A 26,344-nucleotide genomic window follows, 5' to 3' on the forward strand; every position below is an offset into this window, starting at 1 on the left:
CATGCATATTCGAGTTTCCGGGGAAGCGCAATAAAAAACGCCCGCCGGGAAGGCGGGCGTCTAACTGTTCAATCGACGACTGTATTTATTCCGCGTAAGCGATCAGTAGATCCTTCGCATCGATCTGGTCGCCCGGGCGCACCAGAACTTCCGCGATCTTGCCATCCCGCTCGGCGTGAAGCGCCGTTTCCATCTTCATCGCCTCGATGGAGAGCAACACATCGCCAGCCTTGACCTCCTGGCCTTGATTGACGAAGACGCGGCTGATGACACCCGGCATCGGTGCCCCGACATGCGACGCGTTGCCAGGTTCGGCCTTGCGGCGCACGGCAGAGCCGGAAGCACCATGAGTCCGATCCGGCACCTTGATACGGCGCGGCTGACCATTGATTTCGAAAAACACCGTCACCATGCCCTTGTCGTCAACGCCGGACGAAGCCTGATTGACGATGACCAGCGTCTTGCCACGCTCGATATCGGCAAACAGTTCCTCGCCATCCTCCATTCCGTAGAAATAGGCATGGGTGGGAAGCACCGAGACCGGACCATAAGTTTCGGCGGTGAGCGCGAAATCCGTGAATACCTTCGGATACATCAGATAGGACGCGAACTCGAAATCATCGACCTTGCGCTCCAGCTTGGTCTCGATGGTCTTCCGTTCGGCATCGAGATCGGCATCAGCCAATAGTGAACCCGGACGAACGGTATAGGGCGCTTCCCCCTTCAACGCTTTTTTCTGCAGGGCTTCCGGCCAACCGCCGGGCGATTGTCCGAGATCGCCCTTCAGCATGGAAACCACGGACTCCGGGAAAGAGACCTCGCGCTCGGGATTCTGTACGTCGGCCACTGTCAGATCCTGGCTGACCATCATCAGCGCCATGTCACCGACGACTTTCGAAGACGGCGTCACCTTGACGATATCGCCGAACATCCTGTTGGCATCGGCATAAGCCTGCGCCACTTCGTGCCAACGGCTTTCGAGACCCAGCGAACGCGCCTGTTCCTTGAGGTTGGTGAACTGACCACCCGGCATTTCGTGCAGATAGACTTCCGACGCCGGCCCCTTGAGATCGCTTTCGAAAGCCGCATACTGGTTGCGCACGGCCTCCCAATAGAAGGAAATGCGGCGAATCCATTCGGTATCGAGGCCCGTATCGCGTTCCGACCCGGCAAGCGCTTCCACGATCGAACCAAGGCACGGCTGCGACGTATTGCCGGAGAAGGCGTCCATCGCGGCATCGACCGCGTCGACACCCGCATCCACGGCGGCAAGAACCGTCGCTGCCGCAATTCCTGACGTATCATGGGTGTGGAAATGGATCGGCAGACCCGTTTCTTCCCGCAGCGCCTTGAACAGAACCTTGGCGGCAGCCGGTTTCAGCAGGCCGGCCATATCCTTGACGGCAATAATATGCGCGCCTGCGCGTTCCAGTTCCTGGGCGAGATTGGTGTAATATTTCAGGTCGTATTTCGGACGCGCTGAATTGAGGATGTCTCCGGTGTAGCAGATGGCCGCTTCACAGAGCTTGTTTTCCTCCGAGATGGCATCCATCGAGACCCGCATATTCTCCACCCAGTTCAGGCAATCGAAGACACGGAAAAGATCAATGCCGCCCTTTGCGGCCTGACGGACAAAATACTTCACGACGTTATCCGGGTAGTTCTTGTACCCGACGCCGTTTGCCCCGCGCAGAAGCATCTGCAGCAGCAGGTTGGGAGCACCTTCGCGGATCAGCGCCAGACGCTCCCACGGGTCTTCGGTCAAGAAGCGCATGGAAACGTCGAATGTCGCACCGCCCCAGCACTCCAGCGACAGAAGCTGTGGCAACGCTTTGGCATAGGCGCTGGCGACGCGGGCGATATCATGGGTACGGACACGGGTCGCAAGCAGCGACTGATGTCCGTCGCGCATCGTCGTATCCGTGACGAGTACCCGCTTTTCGTTGCGCATCCAGTCTGCGAAACCCTTCGGGCCGAGCTTGTCCAGCAACTGCTTGGTGCCGTCGGGCGTCGGCGCATCGATATAGGGCACGATGGGCTTTGCCGCCTTGTCCGAGGGCCTTGCGCGTCCCTTGGTTTCCGGGTGGCCGTTCACGGTCACATCGGCGAGATAGGTCAAAAGCTTGGTAGCGCGGTCCTGCCGTTTGACCTGGGCAAAAAGCTCGGGCGTCGAATCGATGAAGCGTGTTGTATAGGTATTGTTGCGGAAACTGTCATGGCCGATGATGGCCTCTAGGAATGTGAGGTTGGTCGCCACGCCGCGAATACGGAATTCGCGCAAAGCGCGATCCATACGGTTGATCGCCTCGTCAGGCCGCGGCGCCCAGGCCGTCACCTTCACAAGCAACGGATCGTAGTAGCGGGTGATGACAGCGCCAGTATAGGACGTGCCGCCGTCCAGACGGATACCGAAGCCTGAAGCGGAGCGATAAGCGGTGATACGGCCATAATCCGGAATGAAATTGTGTTCCGGGTCTTCCGTCGTAATGCGGCACTGGAGGGCGTGGCCATTCAGGCGGATATCCTCCTGCCTCGGCACCCCGGATTCCGGCGTGCCGATGGCGGCGCCTTCCAGAATGTGAATCTGCGCCTTGACGATATCGATACCGGTGACGACTTCCGTAACCGTATGTTCCACCTGAATACGCGGATTGACCTCGATGAAATAGAATTTGCCGGTATCGGCATCCATCAGATATTCGACCGTGCCCGCACCGATATAATTCGTGGCACCCGCAATCTTCAGGGAGTAGGAGGCGAGCTCCTGACGCTGTGCTTCGCTCAGATAGGGCGCGGGCGCACGCTCGACGACCTTTTGATTACGCCGCTGGATCGAACAATCACGCTCGAACAGATGCACAACATTGCCGTGCGTGTCGCCGAGAACCTGGCTTTCGACGTGACGCGCACGCTCGACCAGCTTTTCGAGATAGACTTCGTCCTTGCCGAAGGCGGCCTTGGCCTCGCGCTTGGCTTCCGTCACCTCGCGAGCGAGGTCTTCCTTTTTACGGATGGCGCGCATGCCACGGCCACCACCGCCCCAGGAGGCCTTGAGCATGACGGGATAACCGATCTCCTCGGCCATACGCTCCACTTCCGCCATGTCGTCCGGCAGTGGGTCGGTGGCGGGAACGACGGGAACGCCAACCGAAATCGCCAGATTACGGGCGGCTACCTTGTTGCCGAGCTGGCGCATCGTATCCGCCGTCGGTCCGATGAAGGTGATGCCCGCCTTGTTGCAGGCCTCGACGAATTCGGGGCTTTCAGACAGAAGACCGTAACCGGGATGAATCGCGTCCGCTCCGGAGAGCTTCGCAACGCGGATAACCTCCTCGATCGAAAGATAGCTCTCGATCGGTCCCATATCCTTGGCGAGATGCGGCCCCCTGCCGACCTGATAGGATTCGTCCGCCTTGAAGCGGTGCAAAGACAGCTTGTCCTCTTCCGCCCAAATCGCAACGGTTTTAATCCCGAGCTCGTTGGCTGCCCGGAAAACGCGGATCGCAATTTCGGATCGGTTGGCAACAAGTATTTTCGATATTTTCAAGACGGTCTCCCCACACGCCAAAACAAAATTCTGCTGCACTGCGGAATTAAGCAGCAAAACCCCGTCTTGGAAAGGGCAATTCCGGCGAGAACTGTTCTGTTTGCGCTAGCTCAGCAAGCCATGGCGGAACGCGAGTGCGACGGTGTGCTGCCGGTTCTTGGCGCTGAAACGACGCTGAATCCCGTTTATATACCAGTCGACCGTATGGTTGGAGATGGATAGCTTGCGGCCGATCTCCGCCGATGTCATGCCATCCGCCATCAGCGCCAGCACTTCCGTCTCACGCCGTGTCAGCTCAAGAGCGGAACCGTCTGGAATATTGCTGAGATCATGGGCCTGACCTGAAAGATCGAGCAGGCGCCAGAAGACCGCCCGGGTCGCTGCATCGAGCAGTTCCACCTGCAAGGAGGGCAATTGCCGGTCCTGTCCACCTATGAACACCGCACCTATGAATCCCGCCCGTCCATGCACGGGAAAAGCATAACCGCCCTGCAAGCCGTAACGGCCGGCATCGTGGAAAAACACGCTCGCCCTTTTCCGATGCATGGCGCGGGGAAGCCCCTCCAGCGCCTCTTTCCAATGAAACGGTTTGTGCACCATGCCGATCACTTTGCGGACGGGATCGACGAGGTTGTATTTCTTGGCCCTGTAGACCTCTATCCAGCCTTCCGGCAGATGTTGCGCAAGGATTTGGCCGGTGGAGGCCAGCTCGCCGGTCATGCGTCTGCTGACAAGGAAATATTCGAAACCATATTCCCGAATGAGCGTTGCAAATTCTGAACGCACACGTTCGGCGTTTCCCGCCTGGTAACACGCAGAGATGAAGTGAAGAATATCATGCATAAAGACACATGGTCCGGACTTGGCTTGAAGGGGATGACACGAAGGACATGGTCCCGCGATGACGTCATGTTACTCGGGCGCCGGTCGGGTGAGATTGAACATATCGTCGTTAGCAATCCCTGAAACGAAGATGCGAAATCTTGTGACGGCAGGCCCCGGGAAACACCGGGAGGTTTTTTCGGTTCGCATGGACGGCCAATCTGTTAAGCCGCCATTCAGACAGAAAGAGCGATAATTACACAAAATTCGCCGTCTCATGCAACCTTGCTAAAGTAGCATCGTATTGAGGCCGAACAATCAACCGCTCGAAAAGACGCCCGGACTGGATTGAAAATTTGACCTTGTTTCAGGTTTACACACGCGCTCTGCGCTATCTGACCGTTCATAAATGGCGTGTGGCTGTCGTCGTCATCGCCAACGTCATTCTTGCAGCGATCACCATTGCCGAACCCGTGCTGTTCGGCCGGATCATCGACGCCATTTCTTCTGGCTCCAATGTCACGTCCATTCTCATATTGTGGGCGGGGTTCGGCGTCTTCAACACCGTGGCTTACGTAGCCGTCGCCCGCGAAGCCGACCGGCTGGCGCATGGCAGGCGCGCTTCGCTCCTGACGGAGGCCTTCGGGCGCATCATCTCGATGCCGCTTTCCTGGCACCATCAGCGCGGCACGTCCAATGCCCTGCATACCCTCTTGCGCGCCAGCGAAACGCTCTTCGGCCTATGGCTGGAATTCATGCGCACCCATCTCGCGACCTTCGTCGCGCTGGTGCTGCTTGTGCCCACCGCCATGTCCATGGACCTGCGCCTCAGCTTCGTGCTGATTGGCCTCGGCATCGTCTACTGGTTCATCGGCAAATGGGTGATGGGCCGCACCAAGGATGGTCAGGCTTCGGTCGAAGAGCATTATCACAGCGTTTTTGCCCATGTCAGCGATTCCATCAGCAACGTTTCCGTGCTGCACAGCTACAATCGCATCGAGGCTGAAACCAAAGCGCTGAAATCCTTCACCGAAAAGCTGCTAAGTGCGCAATATCCCGTGCTCGACTGGTGGGCCTTTGCGAGCGCTCTGAACCGCACGGCCTCCACCGTTTCGATGATGATCATTCTCGTGATCGGCACCGTGCTGGTGAAGAACGGCGAGCTGCGCGTCGGCGATGTCATCGCCTTCATCGGTTTCGCCAATCTCCTGATAGGCCGTCTGGACCAGATGCGCCAGTTCGTGACGCAGATTTTCGAAGCCCGCGCCAAGCTTGAGGACTTCTTCGTCCTCGAGGATTCCGTCAAGGAACGCGAAGAACCGGGCGATGCCCGTGAATTGTCGAATGTCTCCGGCACCGTGGAATTCCGCAATGTCAATTTCGGTTTTGCCAACACAAAGCAGGGCGTTCACGATGTCTCGTTTACGGCCAGGGCCGGCGAGACGATCGCGATTGTCGGACCGACAGGTGCCGGCAAGACGACGCTCATCAACCTGCTGCAGCGGGTCTATGATCCCGATTCCGGCCAGATCCTGATCGATGGAACCGATATTTCGACGGTGACGAAAAATTCGCTCCGCAACTCCATCGCCACGGTGTTTCAGGATGCCGGCCTGCTGAACCGCTCGATCCGCGAAAATATACGCCTTGGTCGTGAATCGGCCACCGATGCCGAAGTGGTGGAAGCAGCGGCGGCCGCTGCGGCGACGGATTTCATCGACAGCCGCATCAACGGCTATCTGACCCAGGTTGGTGAACGCGGCAACCGCCTGTCCGGCGGCGAGCGCCAGCGTATCGCCATCGCCCGTGCGATCCTGAAGAACGCCCCCATTTTGGTTCTCGACGAGGCAACCAGTGCACTCGACGTGGAAACCGAAGCCCGTGTGAAGGCCGCAGTGGATGCGCTGAGAAAGAACCGCACGACCTTCATCATCGCCCATCGCCTTTCCACTGTCCGCGATGCCGATCTCGTCCTGTTCCTCGATCAGGGCCGGATCATCGAAAAGGGCACCTTCGATGAGCTAAGCCAACGCGGCGGTCGCTTTACCTCGCTGCTGCGCACCAGCGGCCTGCTGACGGAAGACGAAGGCCAGCAGCCCCGGCCAAAAGCGATAGCCTCCTGAGGCTCAGGAATGGAATGCAAAAAGGGCGGGCACTGTCGTGTCGGCCCTTTTTCGTTGTCTGCTTCGAAAATATCGGGACATCACGAAGCTTCTACCTCAGTCTCCCAACCGTCATAGTCACCACCCAATTTTTGCAGCCGTTGTGCTGAGAAGCTCGTATTCCTCGGTCGATCTCGTTCGGAGCTTGCGGCTTGGAAAACTCTATTCCCCATCGCGCTGTCTGCGATGCATCCATCGCCTCACGGGTGATGTTGTAGCCACGGGGGACCAAGAAGTCTCTGTACAGCATCTGCCCTTCATGCGTCGAAAAATATGCGAAATGGTCTATCGGTCTCGATTTGCTGCCATCGTGCCCTTGCTTCGCATTGACCGCCCGTTGAGCGTTCTTGCCGGCGCTGTATCGCCGTACCGGCGCCATGCCCCAAACGCCAAACAACATCGAAGGCGGGGGAACCTCATAACAAAATTCGGGCCCCTGCGTCACCGCAGGAGCCCGACTTAAAAAGCAAACCGAAGGCCCGCTCGTCTCAGTCAAAGGGGATCACCCTCTCGCCGGCCGCCAAGTCCTTGCCATCGACAGATACCGAAACCTCCGCCGTGCCAGGCTTGCGGCTGACGGCAATGTCTCTAGCCTTGCCGTCGAGCGTGATCTTCACCGAGAAACCGCTCCAGTCTTCCGGCAGCGACGGTGAAATATGCAGCCTGCCGTCAGTGCGGGTGATGCCGAGAATACCCTCGACAGCGGCACGGTAGAGCCAGCCGGCCGAGCCGGTGTACCAGCTCCAGCCGCCACGGCCCGCATAAGCGCCTTCACCGTATACATCCGCGGTCACCACATAAGGTTCGACCCGATAGGTTTCCGACGCTGCCGCATCGAGCGCGTGGTTGACCGGGTTGAGCAGCTTGAAGCAGTTCCAGGCCTCCTGCGCCCTGCCCTGCTTGGCAAGAGCGAGAACCACCCAGGTCGCCGCGTGGGTATATTGTCCGCCATTTTCGCGCACACCTGGCGGATATCCCTTGATGTAGCCTGGATCGTGCGGCGCACGCGAGAATGGCGGCGTGAATAGCCGGATGATGCCGGTCTTTTCATCCACCAGATGCTCCATGACCGCATCCATTGCCTGCCGCGACCGGGCCTCTTCGCCTTCGCCGGAGAGAACGCTCCAGCTTTGGCCGAGCGAATCGATCCGGCATTCCTCGCTTCCGGCGGAACCCAGCGGCGTGCCGTCGTCGAAATAGCCGCGACGATAATAGCTGCCATCCCACCCTGCGGTTTCGAGCGCATTGCGCAGTTTTTCGCGGTGCGAGGCCCATCTGCCGACCCGATCCGTGTCACCGCGCTTTTCCGCAATTTCAATGAAATCGCGCAAGGCGCCGGAAAGGAACCAGCCGAGCCAGACACTGGTACCCTTGCCGCCAACGCCGACGCGGTTCATGCCGTCGTTCCAGTCACCGCCGAGGATCAGCGGCAGGCCGTTCTCCCCGGTGCGATGAATGGCAAGATCGAGCGCCAGCGCCGCGTGTTCGTAGAGCGTCGCGGATTTGTCGCTGGTTTCCGGCTGGAAGAAAGCGTCGTGCTGGCCGGGCATCAGCGCCGGCCCCTTCAGGAAGGGAATGCTCTCATCCAGAATGGCGATATCGCCGGTCGCCGAAACATACTGGTTGATCGCATAAGCAAGCCATACCACGTCGTCCGAGATAGTGGTGCGGACACCGGCGCCTGTCAGCGGCAGCCACCAGTGCTGAACGTCGCCTTCCGGGAACTGCCGGCCGGCTGCGCGCAGGATCTGCTTGCGAGCGAGATCCGGCTGGTAGAGCAGGAACGCCAGGGTATCCTGAAGCTGGTCACGGAAGCCGAAGGCGCCGCTCGACTGATAGAAGGCCGTGCGCGCCAGAATGCGGCACGCCAGCGCCTGGTAGGGCAGCCAATTGTTGACCATGTGGTTGAAGCCGGCATCCGGCGTGGACACCTGTAACTGGCCGGTAAAACCGGTCCAGAACGCCTTGCTTTCCTCCAGCACCGACTGGAAATCCACACGGCGGACATCCTTCACCAGCGCCTCGGCTTCTTCCGCATTATCGGCATCGCCCAGAATGAAGGTCATGTGTCGTTCTTCGCCGGGCTTAAGGTGGATTTCCTGCATCAGCGCCGCACAGGGATCGCCGTCAACCTCGGTGCTGCCGCTGAGTGCGTTACCCGACACGATCGCCTGCGGGGCCTGTGCCGAACCAAAGCGGCCAATGAATTCCCGACGACTGGTAGTGAAACCGCTCGCCTCCGTATCAAGCGTCAGGAACGCCGTGCGTGCGCTGTAGTCGATGCTGTAGGGGTTCGACGCGAAGATCGCGTTGTTGCCCGCATCATGTCTGCTCAGAATGAACGGCGCTGATTTCTGTCCGTTATTGCCCAGCACCCATTCGACATAGGCATAAACCTTCAGCCGGCGGCTTTTGGAGCCTTTGTTGCGAACGATGACCTGCGAGAACTTGACCGGCTTTTCACGATCGACGGTCTGTGTCACCTCGACTTCGAGCGTGTCGGCAACGCCGGTCAGGATGGAGTAACCCAGGCCGTGACGGGTTTCGAACATGGCTTCTGGATCACGCGACAACGCGGCACACGGCGTATAGAGCTTTCCTGTCTCCACGTCGGCGACATAGAAGGCCTCGCCCGGCCGGTTGATGACAGGGTCATTGCTCCACGGTGTCAATTGATAATCGCGCGAATTGCGGCTCCAGCTGAAACCTGCGCCTTCGGCCGAAATATGGAAGCCGAAATTCTCGTTCGATATGACGTTGATCCACGGATGCGGGGTGGACTGCCCACCATGGAGACGCACCACATATTCCTGTCCGTTCCTGGCGAAGCCGCCGAAACCGTTCCAGAAATCGAGATCACCCGCGTCTTCGACAGGCTCCGCAACCGGGAAAGCCGGGACCGGCAGACGGGCCTGTGCGGCGTCGCTTGTGCCATCGGGACCACGATGGGCCGCAAACAGCGATACCGCGCGGTTGATCTGGTCCACGATCTTGCCGTTGCGCACATGGAGTACAACGCGGGAAGCGGCCAGAAGCGCGCTCCACGTCTCTTCATCCATCAGGTCACGGCGCACGGAGAAGACGTGCGGGCGACCGCCATCGGCGGGATTGATGCGGCGTTGTGCTTCGGAAATATGATCCAGCGCATGCTGCATGTCCTGCGCGTAGGATGCGGCCCGTTCGTTGACGATAACGAGATCGAAGATCACGCCGCGCGAACGCAGATATTCATGGGCACTCAGCGCCTCACGGGCGATGTCCATGTCCATATCGTCGTTGATGCGCAGGCTGAAAATCGGGAAATCGCCGGAAATCGCAAGCGGCCACAAGGCGCGCTGCGAAGCGAGTCCTGTTTTCAGCGTTTCCGAATCCGCCCGCAGATGCATGTCGGGATAGGTCAGATATCGGCCGAGATGCTGGAAGGCGGCCGCCTGCTGTGAGGTGACGCCCACATGGCGCATCTGCACCTGTGTGCGCGTCCAGGCATGAACGAGTTCATGCGCGAAGGCGTCCGGATGACGATAACGGTCGATCGCCTTGTCGACTTCCTCGCGGCTCGGCGCGGCAATCGTCCAGAAGATCACGCTCACCTTCTTGCCTGCCGGCACGCGCACGGTGCGTCGCAGCGACAGGATGGGGTCGAGCGTGAAGCCGTCAGTGCTGGAAAGCGTCGCACCGGCATCGAAAGCCGCCGCTTCGCGCAGCGAACGGCCACGACCGATGAATTTGGCGCGATCCGTCTCGAATTCCGTCGGCCGCGACGGGCCGGCATTATCGGCGGCCAGATGCGCAATGACGGTGCCCGGCTCGTTCGGGCTGCGACGGTTGCGCCAGGCGCGGATGACGTCGCCACGCCGGCCGATCTCCGTCTGCACGAACATGCGCGAGAAGAGCGGATGGGCGTTGTCGTCATCCTCAGACGCAATGACCGGCTCCATATAGGAAGTCACTTCGATATAGCGATCCTCGGAACCGACATTGAGCAGGGTGACGCGGCGGCCTTCTGCATCGTGCTCGGTGGCGACGATGCATTCGACAACGCTCTGCAGGTCGCCGGTGGTCTTGTGGAACTCGGCCTTGTCGTCGGTGAAGACCGTCTTGGTCTTTTCACCCTCGAAGACACGCGGCTCCGCAGTCGCACTCCACCATTGCCCGTTGGTGGTGTCGCGCAGGAAGATGAAGGTGCCCCAGCGGTCTTCGGTCGGATCGGCCTTCCAGCGGGAAATCGCCTGCCCGTTCCATTTCGAATAACCTGCACCCGTCGAGGTAAGCATGGTCGAGTAGTGACCATTCGACAGGAACACCACCTCACGGTCGCGTGCCGCCGGATCGGCAATGGAGCGCACTTCCGCCCGCAGCAGGTCGGCCTGTTCCTTGCCGGGGGTCTCCGGTTCGTATTTGGCGCTCATGACCGGCACTTCGCGCGGCGCCTTTTCCTGCAGCAGCAGTTCAGCCGCCTCGATCACCGGATCGGAATGGAAGAGCTCGCGCAGCACGCCGTCAAAGGCGACGTTGGCGACGGCCGCAATCGACATGCCATGGTGGTGGGCATAATAGTTGTAGACCACCGCGCAGACCTTGCCATCGGGCACACGCGTTGGCGTGAAATCCACCGCATCGTGGAAACCGTATTGGCCAAGTGCGCCAAGCTTGCGCAGCTTGTCGAGGTTTTCAAGTGCACCATCCGGATCGTATTGGCTGGCGAGGATCGATGCATAGGGCGCAATCACCGCGTTCTGGCCAAGGCCACGCTTGAGGCCCAGCGTCGGCACACCGAAGTTGGTGTACTGGTAGTTCATGTTGTGATCGCGGGCATTAAACGCCGCTTCGGAAATGCCCCATGGCGTGCCGAGACGGCGGCCGTGATTCATCTGTTCCTTGACGATCAGGTTGTTGGTCTGGTTGAGGATACCCCCCTGACGCTCCTGCATCACAAGCGGCGGCATCAGATATTCGAACATGGAGCCCGACCAGGACACCAGCGCGCCCTGCGCACCGATCGGCACGACCTGACGGCCAAGGCGGTACCAGTGCTCAGTCGGCAGATCGCCCTTCGCGATGGCGAAGAGGCTGGTCAGACGGCATTCCGACGCCAGAAGGTCATAGCAGGCCTCATCCAGCTCCTTGCTTTCGACGCGATAGCCAATGGACAGAAGGCGGCGATCCTTGCGGTAAAGGAACGTGAAATCCATCGAGAAAGCGAGATTGCGGCTGCGGTCGCGCAGCGAAGCGAGACGCTGGCGCAAGGGCTCGACATTGGTCAGGTCGATGGCGCTGTCGGAAATATGGGCTTCGCAGCACTCGACCAGCAACTGCGCCCAACGCGTCACTTCGGTGCTCTGTGTGGACTTCACCTCGTGGTCGACATTGGTGGCGAGCTTCTGAATGTCACGCGCAAGCACCGCCAGGTTGATGACGCGAATGGAGGCGAATTCGTGCTCGCGCTTGACGGATGCCAGCGCGTTCGAGAAGCCGATGATACGCTCTTCGAGACGGCGATGCAGCGGCCGCAGGTTCTTGCGGTCGTCCGGCAAGGCCTTCAGCGTTTCGCGCAGAATGCCGGCCACGTCGCCGATACCGTCGAGGTTGCCCTGAAGATGGGCCGACGGCGCTTCCGCCCAGTCACGGCAAGCGGAAGAAACCGCAATCAAATGGCCGGCGAGATTACCGCTGTCCACCGCCGAAACATAACGCGGTCCAAGCGTCTGCAAGGTATCGGTGTGATACCAGTTGTAGAGATGGCCACGATATTTTTCCATCTTCTCAACGGTCTGGATCGTGTTCTCGATGCGCTCCAGCGTGTCGGCAAAGCTGATCCAGCCAAACTGACGGGCGGAGATGACGGAGAGCAGATAAACGCCGATATTGGTGGGAGACGTGCGCGAGGCAACGATCGGTTCCGGCGTCTCCTGGAAATTGTCCGGCGGCAGGTGGTTTTCCTGCGGTGTCACGAAGGTCTCGTAATAACGCCAGGTACGACGCGCGATCTTGCGTAGTTCGAACGAGACGTGCTCGGAAACGAACAGCCGGTCTTCGGTCTCGGCTGACTGGCTGACATACCAGGCAACGGCGGGCGACAGCACCCACAGCAGCGTAAAGGGAATGCCGATCAGGAAGGCATTGTCGCCCGGCAGCGCCGCGAACAGAAGGCCGAGCATCGCCACAACGGGGGCGTGCCACATCTGACGATAATAATCGATGATGCTGCCCTGCGCACTGGACTGGATACTGGCGGCGGTGCGCCATTCCAGCATCAGCTTGTGGCTGACGAGCAGGCGGTAGAGCGAACGCGCAATCGCATCTGTCATCATGCAGGCGGCATCGGCGATGAAGACGATTCTCAGCGCGACTTGCGCATTGGTGGCGCGGATTTCAGACCAGATGGTGTGGAAATGCGCCTGCGGCACGATGTCTGTCGAACGCGGCACAAGGCCGGAAAGCAGCGAAAGCGTCGGTGCAACGAAGAGCGAGAAGATCAGCAGGATCTGCCAGATCAGCGCCCCGAGCGGATCCATGAAATACCAGCCGAGGATCGAGGCGAAGAACCAGGCGATCGGCGTCAGTGAGCGACGCAGATTGTCGACCATCTTCCACCGTCCGATAGCGGTGACGCCGCGGGCGCGGTCGAGAATATAGGGAAGCAGCTGCCAGTCGCCACGCGCCCAGCGATGCTGACGCGAAACTTCCACCTCATAGCGCGTCGGGAAGTCCTCCACGAGTTCCACATCGGTCACCAGCGCGCAACGCGCAAACGAACCTTCAAGCAGATCGTGGCTGAGGACGGAGTTTTCTTCGATACGGCCCTTCAGCGCCGCCTCGAAAGCATCCACGTCGTAAAGACCCTTACCGGTGAAGGTGCCTTCGGAGGTCAGGTCCTGGTAAACGTCGGAAACCGTGAAGACGTAGGGATCGATACCGCGGTTGATGGAAAAGACACGCTGGAAAACCGAAGCATCCTTGCCCGTGGTCAGGGAAGGTGTGACGCGCGGCTGCAGCAGACCGTAACCTTCGACCACCCGACCGGATTCAGGATCGATCCTGGGGCGGTTGATCGGATGGTGCATCTTGCCGACCAGCTTCGTCACCGCATCGCGCATCAGGCGCGTATCGGCGTCCAGCGTCATGACATATTTGACACCTTCCGGAATGATATTCGCGCCGCCGAGGAACGTCGTGTCCTTGTCGCCGCGCAGCAGCATGTTCAGCTCATGCAGCTTGCCGCGCTTGCGCTCCCAGCCCATCCAGCAGCCTTCGGCCGGATTGTAGATGCGACGACGATGCAGAAGGTAGAATCGTGTCTTGCCGTCAAAGGCGTAGCGGCTGTTCAGTGTTGCCAGCTCGCGCTTGGCATATTCGAGTATCTCAAGATCATCCTCGGACTGCTCGTATTGCGCGTCGCGCCAGTCGCTCACCAGCGAGAAATAGATCTCACCATGCGGATTGGCGAGATAATGCACCTCGATATTGCGCATCATCTCGTCAACGCTGTCGCGACTGGTCAGCATGCAGGGCACGGCGACCAACGTACGCGCGTCCTCGGGAATTCCATTCTTGAACTCGTATCCGACCAGCCGGAACGGTTTCACGAAGAAGGTGACAAGGGTGTTGAAGAGGCCGGTCGCGCCCTCCGAGGCGGGCAGAGCGAACATCAGCAGGAAAGCGGTGACAACATACCAGGGCATGCCCGCTTCGGCGAGGAACCACCCGACCGCCAGCATGGCGACCGCGGTGATGAGAAGCACCGGCGCTGCAATTGCCAGCCAGTTGAACTTCCGCATCGCCCGGACGATACGCTGCGATACTAGGGGCCGGTATCCCAGCGCCTTTTCAAGCTCGAAACGACGCTGACCCACCAGCACGGAGCCGACATTGACGGGATGCGTCTCGTCCGCCTCTGCGGGCATATCGGTACGCGCCATTTCGACAGCGGCACGGGCGACCTCAACTTCGGTCTTGGGAGAACGACGCGCCAGAAGTTCGATGGTATTGCGGTAGGTGTTCCGGGAGCCGAAATCGAGCGTTTCGTAATCGGTTTCTTCGCGCAGAACCTTGTCGATATGGCTGACTTCCTCGAACCACACCGACCATTCGGTATCATCGATCTCGCGCAGGCTCTTGACGATGTTGCCCATCGTCACGTTGCCGGATGCCAGGCGATTATGTTCCGACATCATCACGTTTTCAGCGTCGGTGCCGGCAGCGTGAAGACGCTCTTCGAGCCATGCAACGGCAAAACCCGATGTCTGCGAGCCGTTTCGGAGGCGATAAAGGAACTGCGTCGCGAAAGTCGGGTCATCGACCAGCGAATCGACCTGCTTGAGAAGTGTTGCCGACGCTTCCGCATCGTTCAGGCGGATAATCTCGTCGACCACCTCATTCGCCTTCTGGCGCATGCGGCGCGAACGCTCCACACGGATGGAGATGCGGCGAAGATTTTCGATGAGGACAAAACGGATGATCGATGGCAGCGCCCACAATTCACCGATCTGCAGCGTCTTCGAGGTCTGGTAGCCATCCACCAGCGCCGTCATGTTTTCGCGCGATACCGTGCTGTGGGTGTGGGCGACATAAAGCCAGCCGAGCGCCATGACCCGCGGGATCGTCACGCCGCCCACCGTCATCGTCGGCAGCTGGCGATAGAACTTGCGCGGAAAATCACGGCGGACTTCCTGGATCGCCTCTTCGATGACGTAGTGGTTGTCGAGAAGCCATTCTGCCGCCGGCGTTATCGTCGCGCCATTTTCCGCGTCGACCGCCGTTGTGCGATAGACCCTGAGGATTTCCTTTTCGTTCTCGCGATGACGCTCGAAGAAATCGAACTCCATGAAGCCGGGAAGGCTGTCGGCGCCATCGCGGGAAAGCGCGGCGCCCGCATCATGCAGTTCCTCGACCGTCATATAGGACGCGCGGATCGAATCATTATGATCGATCTGCTTCGTCTCGGAATCACGGGCGGCGGCGGTCGGGGTGATATGAAATGACATCGGGCTCGTATTCTGAACTTTATGGAGACTTGTTCGACTTGACCGGCATTTCGTCCGTGGCGGGAACACACACGAAAATCGGCCACGCTATATTTATGACTTATCCTGAACCTTCGGTGAACCGGACCGGACACCCGGCTGAGAGGACCGTCCGGCAGGAAGGCGCCGCATACTGCTGCACAATGTTTGCAATCTGTTTGCGGGGCTTGAGATCAGCGCGTGCAGGAAGCTTCCGGTGACAGAAAGATCTCATCCTGCGGCGCGGCAACGCCGTTCCGACCGGATTTCGCACCCTCCCCGACGGCGAAATTTGTGCGCGCAACGCCCGATGGTCCCCCGTTGATAACCTGAAGGGCAACACGAAACCGGAACGGTTCGCGCTACATCCGAAAGACGCTAATGCCCCAGGACATCAATAGTTCCATGCCACCTGTCGCGACCCGATGCAAGCGCTGAATTTCAGGCCGTCTGAGTGCCTGTGGCGCCCCTTACATGCCCATGCATATGCTGCTATGTCATTTTGAAAAAGCACCGTAAAAAACGGCGAAACTCGGGACTTCGAAAATGACCAGACAGACCGTCACCATGACGTCTTTTGCCAATCATATGCCGGATGTGGTGGCAATCCGCCGCCACCTGCACCGTCACCCTGAAATAGGCCTCTCCGAGTTCAAGACCTCGGATTTCATTGCCGAACAATTGCTGGCGATGGGGTACAAGGTAACGCGCGGGCTCGCCGGCACTGGCGTTGTCGCCACGCTGCGCAATGGTGACAGCACGCGCACGCTTGGCATTCGAGCCGATATCGACGCCCTGCCGATCCACGAAGAAACGGGGGCGGAATATGCGAGCGCCAATCAGGGCGTGATGCATGCCTGCGGCCATGATGGCCACACTGCAATGCTGCTCGGCGCAGCGAAGATCATCGCCGAGCGCAGGAATTTTAACGGAACACTGCATCTGATCTTCCAGCCGGCGGAGGAAAATTTCGGCGGCGCCCGCATCATGATCGAGGACGGCCTGTTCGACCGCTTTCCCTGCGATGCGGTTTTTGCACTCCACAACGACCCCGGCCTGCCCTTCGGGCACTTCGTGCTGCGCGACGGGCCGATCCTTGCCGCGGTCGACGAGTGCAAGATCACCGTCAACGGTTATGGCGGCCACGGCGCCGAACCGCAGGATGCCGCTGACCCTATCGTTGCCGGGGCAAGCATCATCATGGCGCTGCAGACGGTGGTTTCACGCAACATCCATCCGCAGCTGTCGGCGGTCGTCACCGTTGGCGCCTTCCATGCCGGTGCTGCCAGCAACGTCATTCCCGAAACGGCGGAAATGCTACTGACCATCCGTTCCTTCGATCCGGGCGTGCGCGATGAGCTGGAAAAGCGCATTCGGGCGATAGCCGAAGGCCAGGCGGCCAGCTACGGCATGAGCGTCACCATCGATTACGAGCGCGGTTATAATGCAACCGTCAACCACAGGGCGGAAACAGATTATGTCGCCGATCTCGCCCGCCGTTTTGCCGGGCCTGAAAAGGTCGCAGAAATGCAGCGCCCGTCGATGGGCGCGGAAGACTTTGCCTACATGCTGGAGAAACGGCCGGGCTGTTATTTCTTCCTCGGCACCGCACGAACCGACAACGACCCGCCGTTGCACCATCTAAAATTTGATTTCAACGACGAAATCCTGCCAATCGGAACCGCTTTCTGGGTCGATCTTGCGGAAGATTACCTGAAGTCGTGAATGGGAATGAAAAAGGCCGGTCGGAGGAGCGACCGGCCTTTTGTTCTCAAATTACCTGATGAGAAGATCGGGAGGATCAGGGAACGAGACCGAATATGACGGCAGCGACAAAGGCCATGCAGACGCCGACGAGAGCCGCATGAACCGAATCTTTCCAGTTGCGCGGCGACTGGGGCTGCGAAACAAAGTCTTTTACTTTTCCTGCCTTGGAATAAGACATTGTACACTCCCTTCCTGCTCGGCCCTTCAAAGCGGGCATTGCTTATTTCACTCATAGAATAGCTTTATTCCCCACTGTTTCAGTAGAGATAATATTCCATAAGATAGGTGCATCGGGAAAAATACGGATTGCAACTTGCCGGGCGGCAAGCATCAATCTACCCATTGCGCGGCATCAGCGCGACGGGGCGCTTTCCGTCTGAAGGCAATGCGGACACGGAAAATACCATGACAGATATCGACGCCATCATCATTGGAGCCGGTGTGATCGGCCTGGCGACAGCGCGAGAACTCGCTATGCGCGGCCTCTTCGTCGTCATCCTGGAAAGCGAAAAGGAATTTGGCTCGGTCACTTCCTCCCGCAACAGCGAAGTTATCCACGCAGGCCTTTATTACCCGCCTGGAAGCCTCAAGGCCCGACTTTGCGTGGAGGGCAAGGAGCGTCTTTATGCTTTCTGCCAGAGCCACGGCGTTGCTCATCGCCGCTGCGGCAAACTCATCGTCGCCACGAGCCATGAAGAGACGGCCATGCTCGCCACTCTCCAGGAGAAGGGCAAGGCCAACGGATGTAACGATCTTGAGCTGATTGATGAACGACAGGCGGTTTTACTCGAACCCGCGCTCACCTGCGTTGCAGCCCTTACGTCACCTTCGACCGGTATCATCGACAGTCACGGATACATGCTGGCGCTGTTCGGAGACGCACAGGATCACGGCGCGGCCATGGCCGTCAACGCCCCCTTCGAAAGGGCGGAAGTGGCGGGCGATGGTTTTCGGATCCACGTCGGCGGCGCGGAGCCCACCAGCCTGACGTGCCGGCTGCTCATCAATTCCGCCGGACTTGTTGCGCCGATGGTGGCAAGAAAGATAGAGGGATTGCCGGAGGATGGTATCCCGCAGGCGCGTTTCGCCAAGGGCAGCTATTTTTCGCTGGCCGGCAAGTCACCCTTTTCAAGGCTCATCTACCCGGCACCTCATACTCATGGCCTTGGCGTACATCTCACCCTCGATCTTGCTGGCCAGGCTCGTTTCGGCCCGGATGTGGAGTGGGTGGACGCCATCGATTACGCCGTCGATCCCCAACGCATGGAAGGTTTTGATGATACGATACGGCGTTATTGGCCGCGCCTTCCCGACCACGCGTTGATTCCGGCCTATTCTGGAATCCGGCCGAAGATTTCAGGTCCGGACGAACTCGCTATGGATTTCCGCATTGACGGGCCGGAGACGCATGGCGTCAACGGTCTCGTCAATCTCTTCGGCATCGAAAGCCCCGGCCTTACTGCCTCGCTGGCCATCGCCAACGAGGTCGCGGCGCGGCTTGGGGCTTGATCCCAACCCGCTCAGCCGAAACGGGACAGCGCACCCGTCATGACCTCCGGATCGACATTGCCGCCGGAAGCGACTGCGATCACCGTTTCACTCTCCAGTTCATCGCCATGGAAGAGGGCCGCCGCCAGGGCCACCGCCCCACCGGGCTCAACGACGATCTTCAGCCGGTTGAAGGCGAGAACCATTGCCCGCAGCGCTTCCTCTTCGGTCACGGCGATGCCTTTCCCGCAAAGCCCAACCATGATCGGGAAGGTAATGTTACCGGGCTGCGGCGTAACGATCGCATCGCAGATCGAACCCGAGGTCGTGGCGTTCCGCTCGATCTTGCCCGAGGCAAGAGAGCGTGCCACATCATCGAACCGCTCCGGTTCCGAAGTCCTGACCTTATAGTTCGGTGCTTTCGCTGCAAGCGCAAGGGATATGCCGGATGTAAGGCCGCCGCCGCCGCACGGCACCAGGATCTCGGCTGAATCGATACCCAGTTCCGCGCCCTGTTCAGCAATCTCGAGCCCCACCGTCCCCTGCCCGGCAATGACCAGCGGTTCGTCATAAGGCCTGATCAGCGTCAACCCGCGCTCGCGCGAAATGCGGTCCCCAATGGCATCGCGATCCTCATTCGCGCGGTCATAAAGCACCACCTCCGCGCCATAAGCACGGGTATTGTCGATTTTGATCTTCGGTGCATCCATCGGCATGATGATGACGGCGGGAACGCCGTGGAGGCTGGCGGCAAGCGCCACGCCCTGCGCATGGTTACCGGAGGAAAAGGCGATGACACCTTTGGCGCGGACCTCCGCAGGCAGGCCTGAGACGGCCGACCAGCCGCCACGAAACTTGAAGGAACCCGTTCTTTGCAGGCATTCAGCTTTTACGAAGAGCTTTCGCCCGGCAATCTCGTCCAGAAAAGGTGATGAGAGAAGCGGCGTCCGAACCGCTTGAGTGCCGATGCGCTCCCGCGCGGCTTCTATCATCGAAATATCAGTCATGTCCTGCCCCTATAATGCGGATGTGCAGGCACCTTATGAGGTCACACGCATTTACGAAACTGCCCGAAAAGAAAAATCCCCGGACGTGGCCGGGGATTCTGGTCGTGTGATCAATGATTGTGCCGGGGCATCTTCTCGGCAATGCGGCGGAAATCCGCAGCGCCTTCGAGAACCGCGCCGTCCGAAAGCTGCGTTACCGACTGACGATAAATGCGCTGCCAGGGCGTCGCATCCGCGGGAACAGCCGGAATGCCGTCTGCCTTGCGGGCTGCAAGCTCCTCATCCGGCACCAGCACGTTACACTCGCCCTTGTTGAAGTCGATGCGGATCACATCGCCCGTGCGAAGCCACGCCAGGCCACCGCCGGCCGCACTTTCGGGCGAGGCGTTGAGAATGGACGGGCTGTCCGCCGTTCCCGATTGCCGGCCGTCACCGATCGTCGGCAGGCTGGTGATTCCTTTTTTCAAAAGCGCATCCGGCGGCTGCATGTTGACCACCTCGGCCGAACCCGGCCAGCCAAGCGGCCCCGCACCACGAATGACGAGAATGGTACGCTCATCAATATTGAGGGACGGATCATTGATGCGGGCGTGATAGTCTTCCGAACCGTCAAAAACCACGCATCTGCCCTCGAAAATTCCCTCGTGGCCCGGCTCGTTGAGATAGCGCTGCCGGAACTCCGCCGAGATCACGCTCGTCTTCATGATGGCGAAATCGAACAGATTGCCCTTGAGAACCAGGAAACCTGCCCGTTCCTTCAGCGGATTTTCATAAGGAAGGATCACATCTCGGTCGGTCGATTCCCGACCTTCCAGATTTTCAGCCACTGTTCTACCGGTCACGGTCCGACAGCTTCCATCGAGCTTGCCCGCCTGCAGAAGCTCCCACATGATGGCGGGCGTGCCGCCGGCGCGGTGATATTTCTCACCGAGCCATTTGCCGGCCGGCTGTATGTTGGCCAACAGCGGAATATCGTAACCGTGGACCTGCCAGTCCTCTTCACGGAGTTCAACGCCCGCATGTTTCGCCATCGCCGCGAGATGCGGTTGGGCATTGGTGGAGCCACCGATCGCCGAGTTGACGCGGATCGCGTTCAGGAAGGCTTCGCGCGTCATGATGTCCGAGGGCTTGATATTCTCAACAACCAGTTCGACGGCGCGGCGACCGGTGCGATAGGCCATCTGGCCGCGCTCACGGTAAGCGGCGGGGATTGCGCCGCAGCCGGTAAGCGACATGCCAAGCGCTTCCGCGATGGCGTTCATTGTCGACGCCGTGCCCATGGTGTTGCAATGCCCGACCGATGGCGCGGATTCCAGCGCCGCCTGCAGAAACTCCTCCCGGGTGATTTCGCCAGCGCCATATTTGCGGCGCATGCGCCAGATCACAGTGCCGGAACCGACCAGATCGCCCTCATGATAACCGTCGAGCATCGGCCCGCCGGAGAGCACGATGGCCGGAATATCGACCGTGCTTGCCGCCATCAGTGCCGAGGGCGTGGTCTTGTCGCAGCCCGTCGTTAACACGACACCGTCGAGCGGATAGCCGTAAAGCACTTCCACGAGGCTGAGATAGGCAAGATTGCGGTCGAGCGCTGCCGTCGGGCGCTTGCAGTTTTCGAACATCGGATGGGTCGGGAATTCGATAGGAATACCGCCCGCATCACGGATGCCGTCGCGCACACGCTTCACCAACTCCACATGGACGCGGTTGCAGGGCGTAAGATCGCTGCCGCTCTGTGCGATGCCGATCACCGGCTTGCCGGAACGCAGTTCTTCCGGCGTTACGCCATAATTCATGAAGCGCTCCAGATAGAGCGCCGTCATGTCGAGATGATCAGGGTTGTCGAACCAGTCCTGCGATCGCAGCCGGCGCATGGGTGTCTTCTCGTCGCTCATAAGCCTGCCTCAGCCCTGTTCGCGGTTGTTGAGTTTTTCGAGGTAAAGCAGGATGCCGCTGTGATCGATATCGGCACCGCCGTCACCAACGAAGTCGTCGAATTCCCGCGTCACCTGCTGCGTAAGCGGCAGGGTAAGCGACAGGTCCTTCGCCGTTGCCAACACGCCATTCAGATCCTTGAGCTGGAATTTGGATGGACCACCCGGCACGAAATTGCGCTTCACCATGCGTTCGCCATGCAATTCCAGTATCCGGCTTTCGGCAAAGCCGCCACGTATGGCGTTGCGGAAACCTTCGCGAGAGGCTCCTCCCGCTTCCACCAGCATCATCGCTTCGGCAACCGCGCCGATCGTAATGGCGACGATCTGCTGGTTGGCGAGCTTGCAGAGCTGGCCGGCACCCGAGGGACCCACATAGGTGAGCCGGCCCATCGGTGCAAAGACATCAGCAAGATCCGCGATCAGCGCCTCGTCTCCACCGGCCATGATGGCGAGCGTACCGGCCGTCGCGCCCGGCACACCGCCCGAAACCGGTGCATCGACGTGATGGATGCCAAGCGCCTGAAGCCGGGAGGAGTGTTCACGCGCGATCGGCGGCGCAATCGAGCTGCTGTCGATGACGACAGCCCCCTTTTTCAGCGCTTCGGCCACACCGGCCTCGAACAGCACCTCGCCCACGGCCTTGCCGTCACTCAGCATCGTGATGACAATATCGGCGCCCTTGGCTGCATCTGCCGGCGATGCCGCGACGACCGCGCCATCGGCAACAAGAGCCTCGGCCTTATCGACACTGCGGTTCCAGACCGTGACCGAAAAGCCCGCACCCAGCAGGCGCCGGGCCATCGGCCCTCCCATCAGGCCGGTGCCGATGAAGGCGACCGAGCGCTTCTTCTCCTCCCCGCCGACACTCATTTCAGTGAACCTCCCAGTTCGTCCTCAATATGAACCTGAATAATCTCTTCGAAGGAGCTTTCGGCCGTAAAGCCGAGTTCGCGGGCACGCTTGGCTTCGAAACCGGGTGCCCAGCCTTCGCACATGCGCATGATCATCTCGTTCGGCTCGCGACGGATGAGGGCGACGGCCTTTTCCCCCGCCACCTTGCGCAGTGCCTCAATCTGCTCGCCGACGGTGGCGCTGAGGCCCGGCATCGACAGGTTGCGGCGCGGGCCGACCTTTTCGACGTCGATCGTGGCACCATGAATAAGGAAACCGACGGCGGAACGCGGCGAGGCGTGCCAATGGCGAATGCTTTCCGGCACCGGCAGAACCGCCTCCTGGCCAACCAGCGGCTCGCGCAGGATATTGGAGAAGAAGCCGGAGGCAGCCGCATTCGGCTTGCCGGGACGAATGCAGATGGTGGGAAGGCGAATGCCGATGCCGTCAAAGAAACCGCGGCGGCTGTAGTCGGACAGGAGCAATTCGCAGATAGCCTTCTGCGTACCGTAGCTGGTCAGCGGCGTGGTGTGGAATTCGTCCGGGATCGGATAGGGAAGCGGCGCACCGAACACGGCGATCGAGGAGGTGAAGACCACGCGCGGCTTGTAGCCATCCTTGCCGTTGGCAAGGCGGATGGCATCGAAGAGATAACGCGTGCCGTCGAGATTGATGCGGTAGCCCTTGTCGAAATCGAGTTCGGCTTCGCCGGAGACGATAGCGGCAAGGTGGAAGATGACATCCGGACGGGCTTCGACCAGCTTTTCGGCTTCGCCAGGTGCGGAAAGATCGGCCGCGCGCGCATCGACGGCACCGGAAAAACCGGCGGGCGCTTCGGGCTGGAACACGTCGATAAGCGTGAATTTCTCCACCGCCTTGCCACCCAGTGACCCGTCCTTGACGAGACGCTGCGTCAGCTTGCGGCCCACCATGCCAGCGGCGCCAATAATTGCGATATGCATGTCTTCCTCCTCTTTGTCCCGGTCGTTCTCCCGAGACCGAAAAAACATCATCAGCCAACCGACCGATAAATTAGCTTGTAAGGTTGTCTGATAACCTTATATGATCGAGTTGAAAATAGTATTTTTTCACAAACCGGCAAAAGCAAGGGCGAAGAAGCCTTGCCCGGACATTTCAGGGCGGATTGAGCGGAGAGGGTGGAATGACGATCGTCAGCGAACACGATATCGGGGAATTGCGATTCTCGCTGAAGAACAGGTTGGGCGAGGCTTTGGTGCTCACGTCGCCGGAGGACATGCTGCGTTATTGCAGGGACTGGCATGGCGACGTCACCAGTTCGGCTGTAGCCGTGATCCGTCCCCGGTCGACGGAGGAAGTATCTGATACGGTGCGCGCCTGCGCCGAACTCGGACTCGCCATCATCCCTCAGGGCGGCAATACCGGTCTTGTACTCGGCGGCATTCCCGATGCGCCTAAACGCCAGGTCGTTCTTAGCCTCGAGCGCATGAACGCCATCCGCACCATAGACAGCGACGATTTTTCCGCCGTCGTGGAAGCGGGCTGCATTCTCTCGGAATTCAAGGACGCGGTGCAGGACAAGGGTATGTTCTTCCCGCTATCACTTGGGGCCCAGGGTAGCTGCCGTATAGGCGGTAATGTCTCCACAAATGCCGGCGGCATCAATGTGCTGCGGTACGGGATGACGCGCGAACTGGTCCTGGGTCTCGAAGTGGTGCTACCGGACGGCACTATCTGGAATGGGCTGTCGACGCTGCGCAAGGATAATCGCGGCATCGACCTGAAGCAGCTTTTCATCGGTGCGGAAGGAACGCTCGGCATTATCACCGCCGTTGCCGTCAAGCTTTACCCCAATCCGGAACACGTCGAAACGGCGCTGCTCGGCCTCAATTCGCTTAACGATGCCATCAAGCTTTACCGTCGCGCCCGTCGCGAATGCTGCGACCTGATGTCTGCCTTCGAATTTATGCCGCCGGTCGCCTTCACGCTGGCGATCGAGGCAATCCCCGACCTTAAAATGCCGATCGCCGGTGACTACCCGGCCTATGTACTGATGGAAATTTCAGGCTCCGGCCTGGTCGACACCGCAGACCTGATGGGCCGCTTCCTCGAAGGCGTCATGGAAGACGGGCTGGTGCTGGATGGCGTCATCGCATCGTCACGGGCGCAGGCGCAATCGCTTTGGCTATTCCGCGAAGGCATGAACGAAGGCCAGGCGCTGCGCGGCAGCCATATGCGCACCGATATTTCCGTACCGCTGTCAAAACTCGCGGCTTTCGTGGCCGAAGCTGAAGCGGAACTGGCGGAAAAACTGCCGGAGTGCCTCGCTGTTTCCTACGGCCATGTGGGAGACGGAAACGTCCACCTCAACGTACTGCCGCCGAACGGCTCGACGCCGGAAGAGCGCGAAGCATTCATCTACAAGTCCAAAACGCTCGTCAATGACGTCCTCGACCGTTACGTCGGCAGCATCAGCGCCGAGCACGGCATCGGCCGGTTGAAACGCTCGGATTTCGAAAGCCGGCTATCTGATGTGCAGCGGCGGATGATCACTGGCCTGAAAAACACCTTCGACCCTGATTTGCGGATGAATCCCGGTTGCCAGATAACCCTGCAACCGGATAGCTAATCAAGGTACGGCAGAGGCGGCTGAAAACGCCGCCTTAAAAAACCCCGCTGACGGCGAAGGAGGAAGTCGTCTGCAGCGGGAAAAACGAACCAATCGTTTCTGTGGAACGGGAGCAACCATGACGCTGGAGTTCAATCAGATACATCGCAACGATCATCTCCCCGGCCGCATCGCCGCAGAGATCGCACGCGAGATCAACGATTCGAAACTCGGGCCGGGCGACAGGCTGCCGACTGAACATGTGCTGGCAAAAACCTTCGGGGTGAGCCGCTCTGTCATCCGCGAGGCGATAGCACAATTGCGCAATGAAGGTTTCGTCGAAACCCGGCAGGGCGTGGGCGCATTCGTCACCGATCCCCGGCAGAGACTGTCCATCCGCATCGAGCGCTCCCGGCTGAACGATCCGGAGAACTTCCGCGATCTTTTCCAGCTTCGCATGCCGCTGGAAATAGAAGCAGCAGGGCTGGCGGCATTGCATCGTAGCCCGCAGCAGTTGGCGCGACTGGCCGCGGCACTGGAAAAGATGAAAACCGCCGACGATTGGTCGACGGAAGGCGTTGCCGCCGATCTGGACTTCCACCGTATTCTGGCTGAGGCCACACAAAACGAATATTTCCTGATGTTCCTCGGCTTCATTGCGGAGCGCATCAGTTCCGCCATCAACATCGCTTTCTCCCGGGCGGTTTTTGGGGAAATTCTCGAGGTAACGATTGCCGAACATGTGGCAATTTACGAGGCCGTGGAAAAAGCTGATGCGCCCGCGGCCAAGAACGCGATGCGCAAGCATCTGATTGGTGCGGCAAGCCGCGTCAATCTGGAGCTGGATATATTTTGACTGGAAAAAAGGACTGGCAGTCAAGCTATAGGACAGGTTTCCGCGCTTCATGAGCGATACATGATAAATTTGTCCGCGAGACCGCTAGACTCGCTCGAAAAGTCATACTAAGAAGAATAAGATTAGGTTGTCAGACATCCAGACAATAAGACCGCAGGAGGCGGCCTGTCGGAAGTCTGAAAGGGGAGGATATACATGGCCGGCGTAAGGTCGATCGACGCTACCGCAATTTTGCCTGAGGATTATGAAAACGCTTTGCTCGTCGGCCGCGTCTGGTC

Annotated in this window: 13 protein-coding genes; 5 read left to right on the forward strand and 8 right to left on the reverse strand. The window is 59.5% G+C overall.

Annotated elements, in window-relative coordinates; genetic code table 11:
* Nucleotides 1-85 precede the first annotated feature (85 nt).
* Both pyc and BLU28_RS20530 read right to left on the reverse strand, forming a co-directional pair.
* Nucleotides 86-3,547, reverse strand: a complete 3,462-nt coding sequence (pyc, locus tag BLU28_RS20525) for a pyruvate carboxylase (protein ID WP_077986978.1) — start codon at nucleotides 3,545-3,547, stop codon at nucleotides 86-88.
* A gap of 105 nt (nucleotides 3,548-3,652) precedes the next feature.
* Entirely contained in the window at nucleotides 3,653-4,390 is a 738-nt protein-coding gene (locus tag BLU28_RS20530) for a helix-turn-helix transcriptional regulator (RefSeq protein ID WP_004443990.1), read from the reverse strand.
* A gap of 335 nt (nucleotides 4,391-4,725) precedes the next feature.
* Between BLU28_RS20530 and BLU28_RS20535 the strand changes: the two genes are divergently transcribed.
* The gene (locus BLU28_RS20535) at nucleotides 4,726-6,492 is read left to right on the forward strand and encodes a glucan ABC transporter ATP-binding protein/ permease (protein ID WP_004443992.1); all 1,767 of its coding nucleotides are present in this window, start codon (nucleotides 4,726-4,728) and stop codon (nucleotides 6,490-6,492) included.
* Nucleotides 6,493-7,019: 527 nt separating this feature from the next.
* Here BLU28_RS20535 and BLU28_RS20545 read toward each other — a convergent pair.
* Nucleotides 7,020-15,515, reverse strand: a complete 8,496-nt coding sequence (locus BLU28_RS20545; protein WP_077986976.1) for a glycoside hydrolase family 94 protein — start codon at nucleotides 15,513-15,515, stop codon at nucleotides 7,020-7,022.
* 564 nt (nucleotides 15,516-16,079) lie between these two features.
* Here BLU28_RS20545 and BLU28_RS20550 point away from each other — a divergent pair.
* A complete protein-coding gene (locus tag BLU28_RS20550) occupies nucleotides 16,080-17,258 on the forward strand; it encodes a M20 aminoacylase family protein (RefSeq protein WP_175477716.1) in 1,179 nt (392 codons plus the stop codon).
* Nucleotides 17,259-17,334: 76 nt separating this feature from the next.
* Here the strand turns inward: BLU28_RS20550 and BLU28_RS20555 are convergent, their stop codons facing one another.
* The gene (locus tag BLU28_RS20555) at nucleotides 17,335-17,478 is read right to left on the reverse strand and encodes a hypothetical protein (RefSeq protein ID WP_004443999.1); all 144 of its coding nucleotides are present in this window, start codon (nucleotides 17,476-17,478) and stop codon (nucleotides 17,335-17,337) included.
* A 227-nt stretch (nucleotides 17,479-17,705) separates the two neighbouring features.
* On the opposite strand from BLU28_RS20555, the gene BLU28_RS20560 reads away from it, so the two are divergent.
* On the forward strand, nucleotides 17,706-18,809 hold the full coding sequence (locus BLU28_RS20560) for an NAD(P)/FAD-dependent oxidoreductase (RefSeq protein WP_077987042.1): 1,104 nt from the start codon (nucleotides 17,706-17,708) through the stop codon (nucleotides 18,807-18,809).
* Between the two features lie 11 nt (nucleotides 18,810-18,820).
* Here BLU28_RS20560 and BLU28_RS20565 read toward each other — a convergent pair whose 3' ends face one another.
* From BLU28_RS20565 to denD, 4 genes are all read right to left on the reverse strand, one after another.
* A complete protein-coding gene (locus BLU28_RS20565; RefSeq protein WP_004444004.1) occupies nucleotides 18,821-19,795 on the reverse strand; it encodes a threonine ammonia-lyase in 975 nt (324 codons plus the stop codon).
* Between the two features lie 110 nt (nucleotides 19,796-19,905).
* Nucleotides 19,906-21,690, reverse strand: a complete 1,785-nt coding sequence (locus tag BLU28_RS20570) for an IlvD/Edd family dehydratase (protein WP_060942438.1) — start codon at nucleotides 21,688-21,690, stop codon at nucleotides 19,906-19,908.
* A gap of 9 nt (nucleotides 21,691-21,699) precedes the next feature.
* Nucleotides 21,700-22,602 carry an NAD(P)-dependent oxidoreductase gene (locus BLU28_RS20575; RefSeq protein WP_006698294.1) on the reverse strand — a complete coding sequence of 301 codons (903 nt, stop codon included), beginning with the start codon at nucleotides 22,600-22,602 and terminating at the stop codon, nucleotides 21,700-21,702.
* The gene (gene denD / locus BLU28_RS20580) at nucleotides 22,599-23,585 is read right to left on the reverse strand and encodes a D-erythronate dehydrogenase (RefSeq protein ID WP_006698295.1); all 987 of its coding nucleotides are present in this window, start codon (nucleotides 23,583-23,585) and stop codon (nucleotides 22,599-22,601) included. Before denD ends, BLU28_RS20575 begins: the two co-directional genes overlap by 4 nt.
* A gap of 200 nt (nucleotides 23,586-23,785) precedes the next feature.
* Between denD and BLU28_RS20585 the strand changes: the two genes are divergently transcribed.
* Both BLU28_RS20585 and BLU28_RS20590 read left to right on the forward strand, forming a co-directional pair.
* Nucleotides 23,786-25,231 (forward strand): FAD-binding oxidoreductase, encoded by a 1,446-nt coding sequence (locus tag BLU28_RS20585; protein ID WP_077986975.1) that lies wholly within the window; start codon nucleotides 23,786-23,788, stop codon nucleotides 25,229-25,231.
* Nucleotides 25,232-25,349: 118 nt separating this feature from the next.
* Nucleotides 25,350-26,066, forward strand: a complete 717-nt coding sequence (locus tag BLU28_RS20590; protein WP_035207984.1) for a FadR/GntR family transcriptional regulator — start codon at nucleotides 25,350-25,352, stop codon at nucleotides 26,064-26,066.
* Nucleotides 26,067-26,344: the final 278 nt, after the last annotated feature.

Source organism: Agrobacterium pusense (assembly GCF_900102105.1).
Classification (GTDB): Bacteria; Pseudomonadota; Alphaproteobacteria; order Rhizobiales; family Rhizobiaceae; genus Agrobacterium; species Agrobacterium pusense.

Coding starts and splice junctions, on each gene's coding strand:
- BLU28_RS20560 (WP_077987042.1), top strand. CDS start 17,706: ATGACAGATATCGACGCCATCATCATTGGAGCCGGTGTGATCGGCCTG.
- BLU28_RS20550 (WP_175477716.1), top strand. CDS start 16,080: ATGACCAGACAGACCGTCACCATGACGTCTTTTGCCAATCATATGCCG.
- BLU28_RS20585 (WP_077986975.1), top strand. CDS start 23,786: ATGACGATCGTCAGCGAACACGATATCGGGGAATTGCGATTCTCGCTG.
- BLU28_RS20575 (WP_006698294.1), bottom strand. CDS start 22,602: ATGAGTGTCGGCGGGGAGGAGAAGAAGCGCTCGGTCGCCTTCATCGGC.
- BLU28_RS20530 (WP_004443990.1), bottom strand. CDS start 4,390: ATGCATGATATTCTTCACTTCATCTCTGCGTGTTACCAGGCGGGAAAC.
- BLU28_RS20555 (WP_004443999.1), bottom strand. CDS start 17,478: ATGTCTTATTCCAAGGCAGGAAAAGTAAAAGACTTTGTTTCGCAGCCC.
- BLU28_RS20545 (WP_077986976.1), bottom strand. CDS start 15,515: ATGTCATTTCATATCACCCCGACCGCCGCCGCCCGTGATTCCGAGACG.
- denD (WP_006698295.1), bottom strand. CDS start 23,585: ATGCATATCGCAATTATTGGCGCCGCTGGCATGGTGGGCCGCAAGCTG.
- BLU28_RS20570 (WP_060942438.1), bottom strand. CDS start 21,690: ATGAGCGACGAGAAGACACCCATGCGCCGGCTGCGATCGCAGGACTGG.
- BLU28_RS20590 (WP_035207984.1), top strand. CDS start 25,350: ATGACGCTGGAGTTCAATCAGATACATCGCAACGATCATCTCCCCGGC.
- BLU28_RS20565 (WP_004444004.1), bottom strand. CDS start 19,795: ATGACTGATATTTCGATGATAGAAGCCGCGCGGGAGCGCATCGGCACT.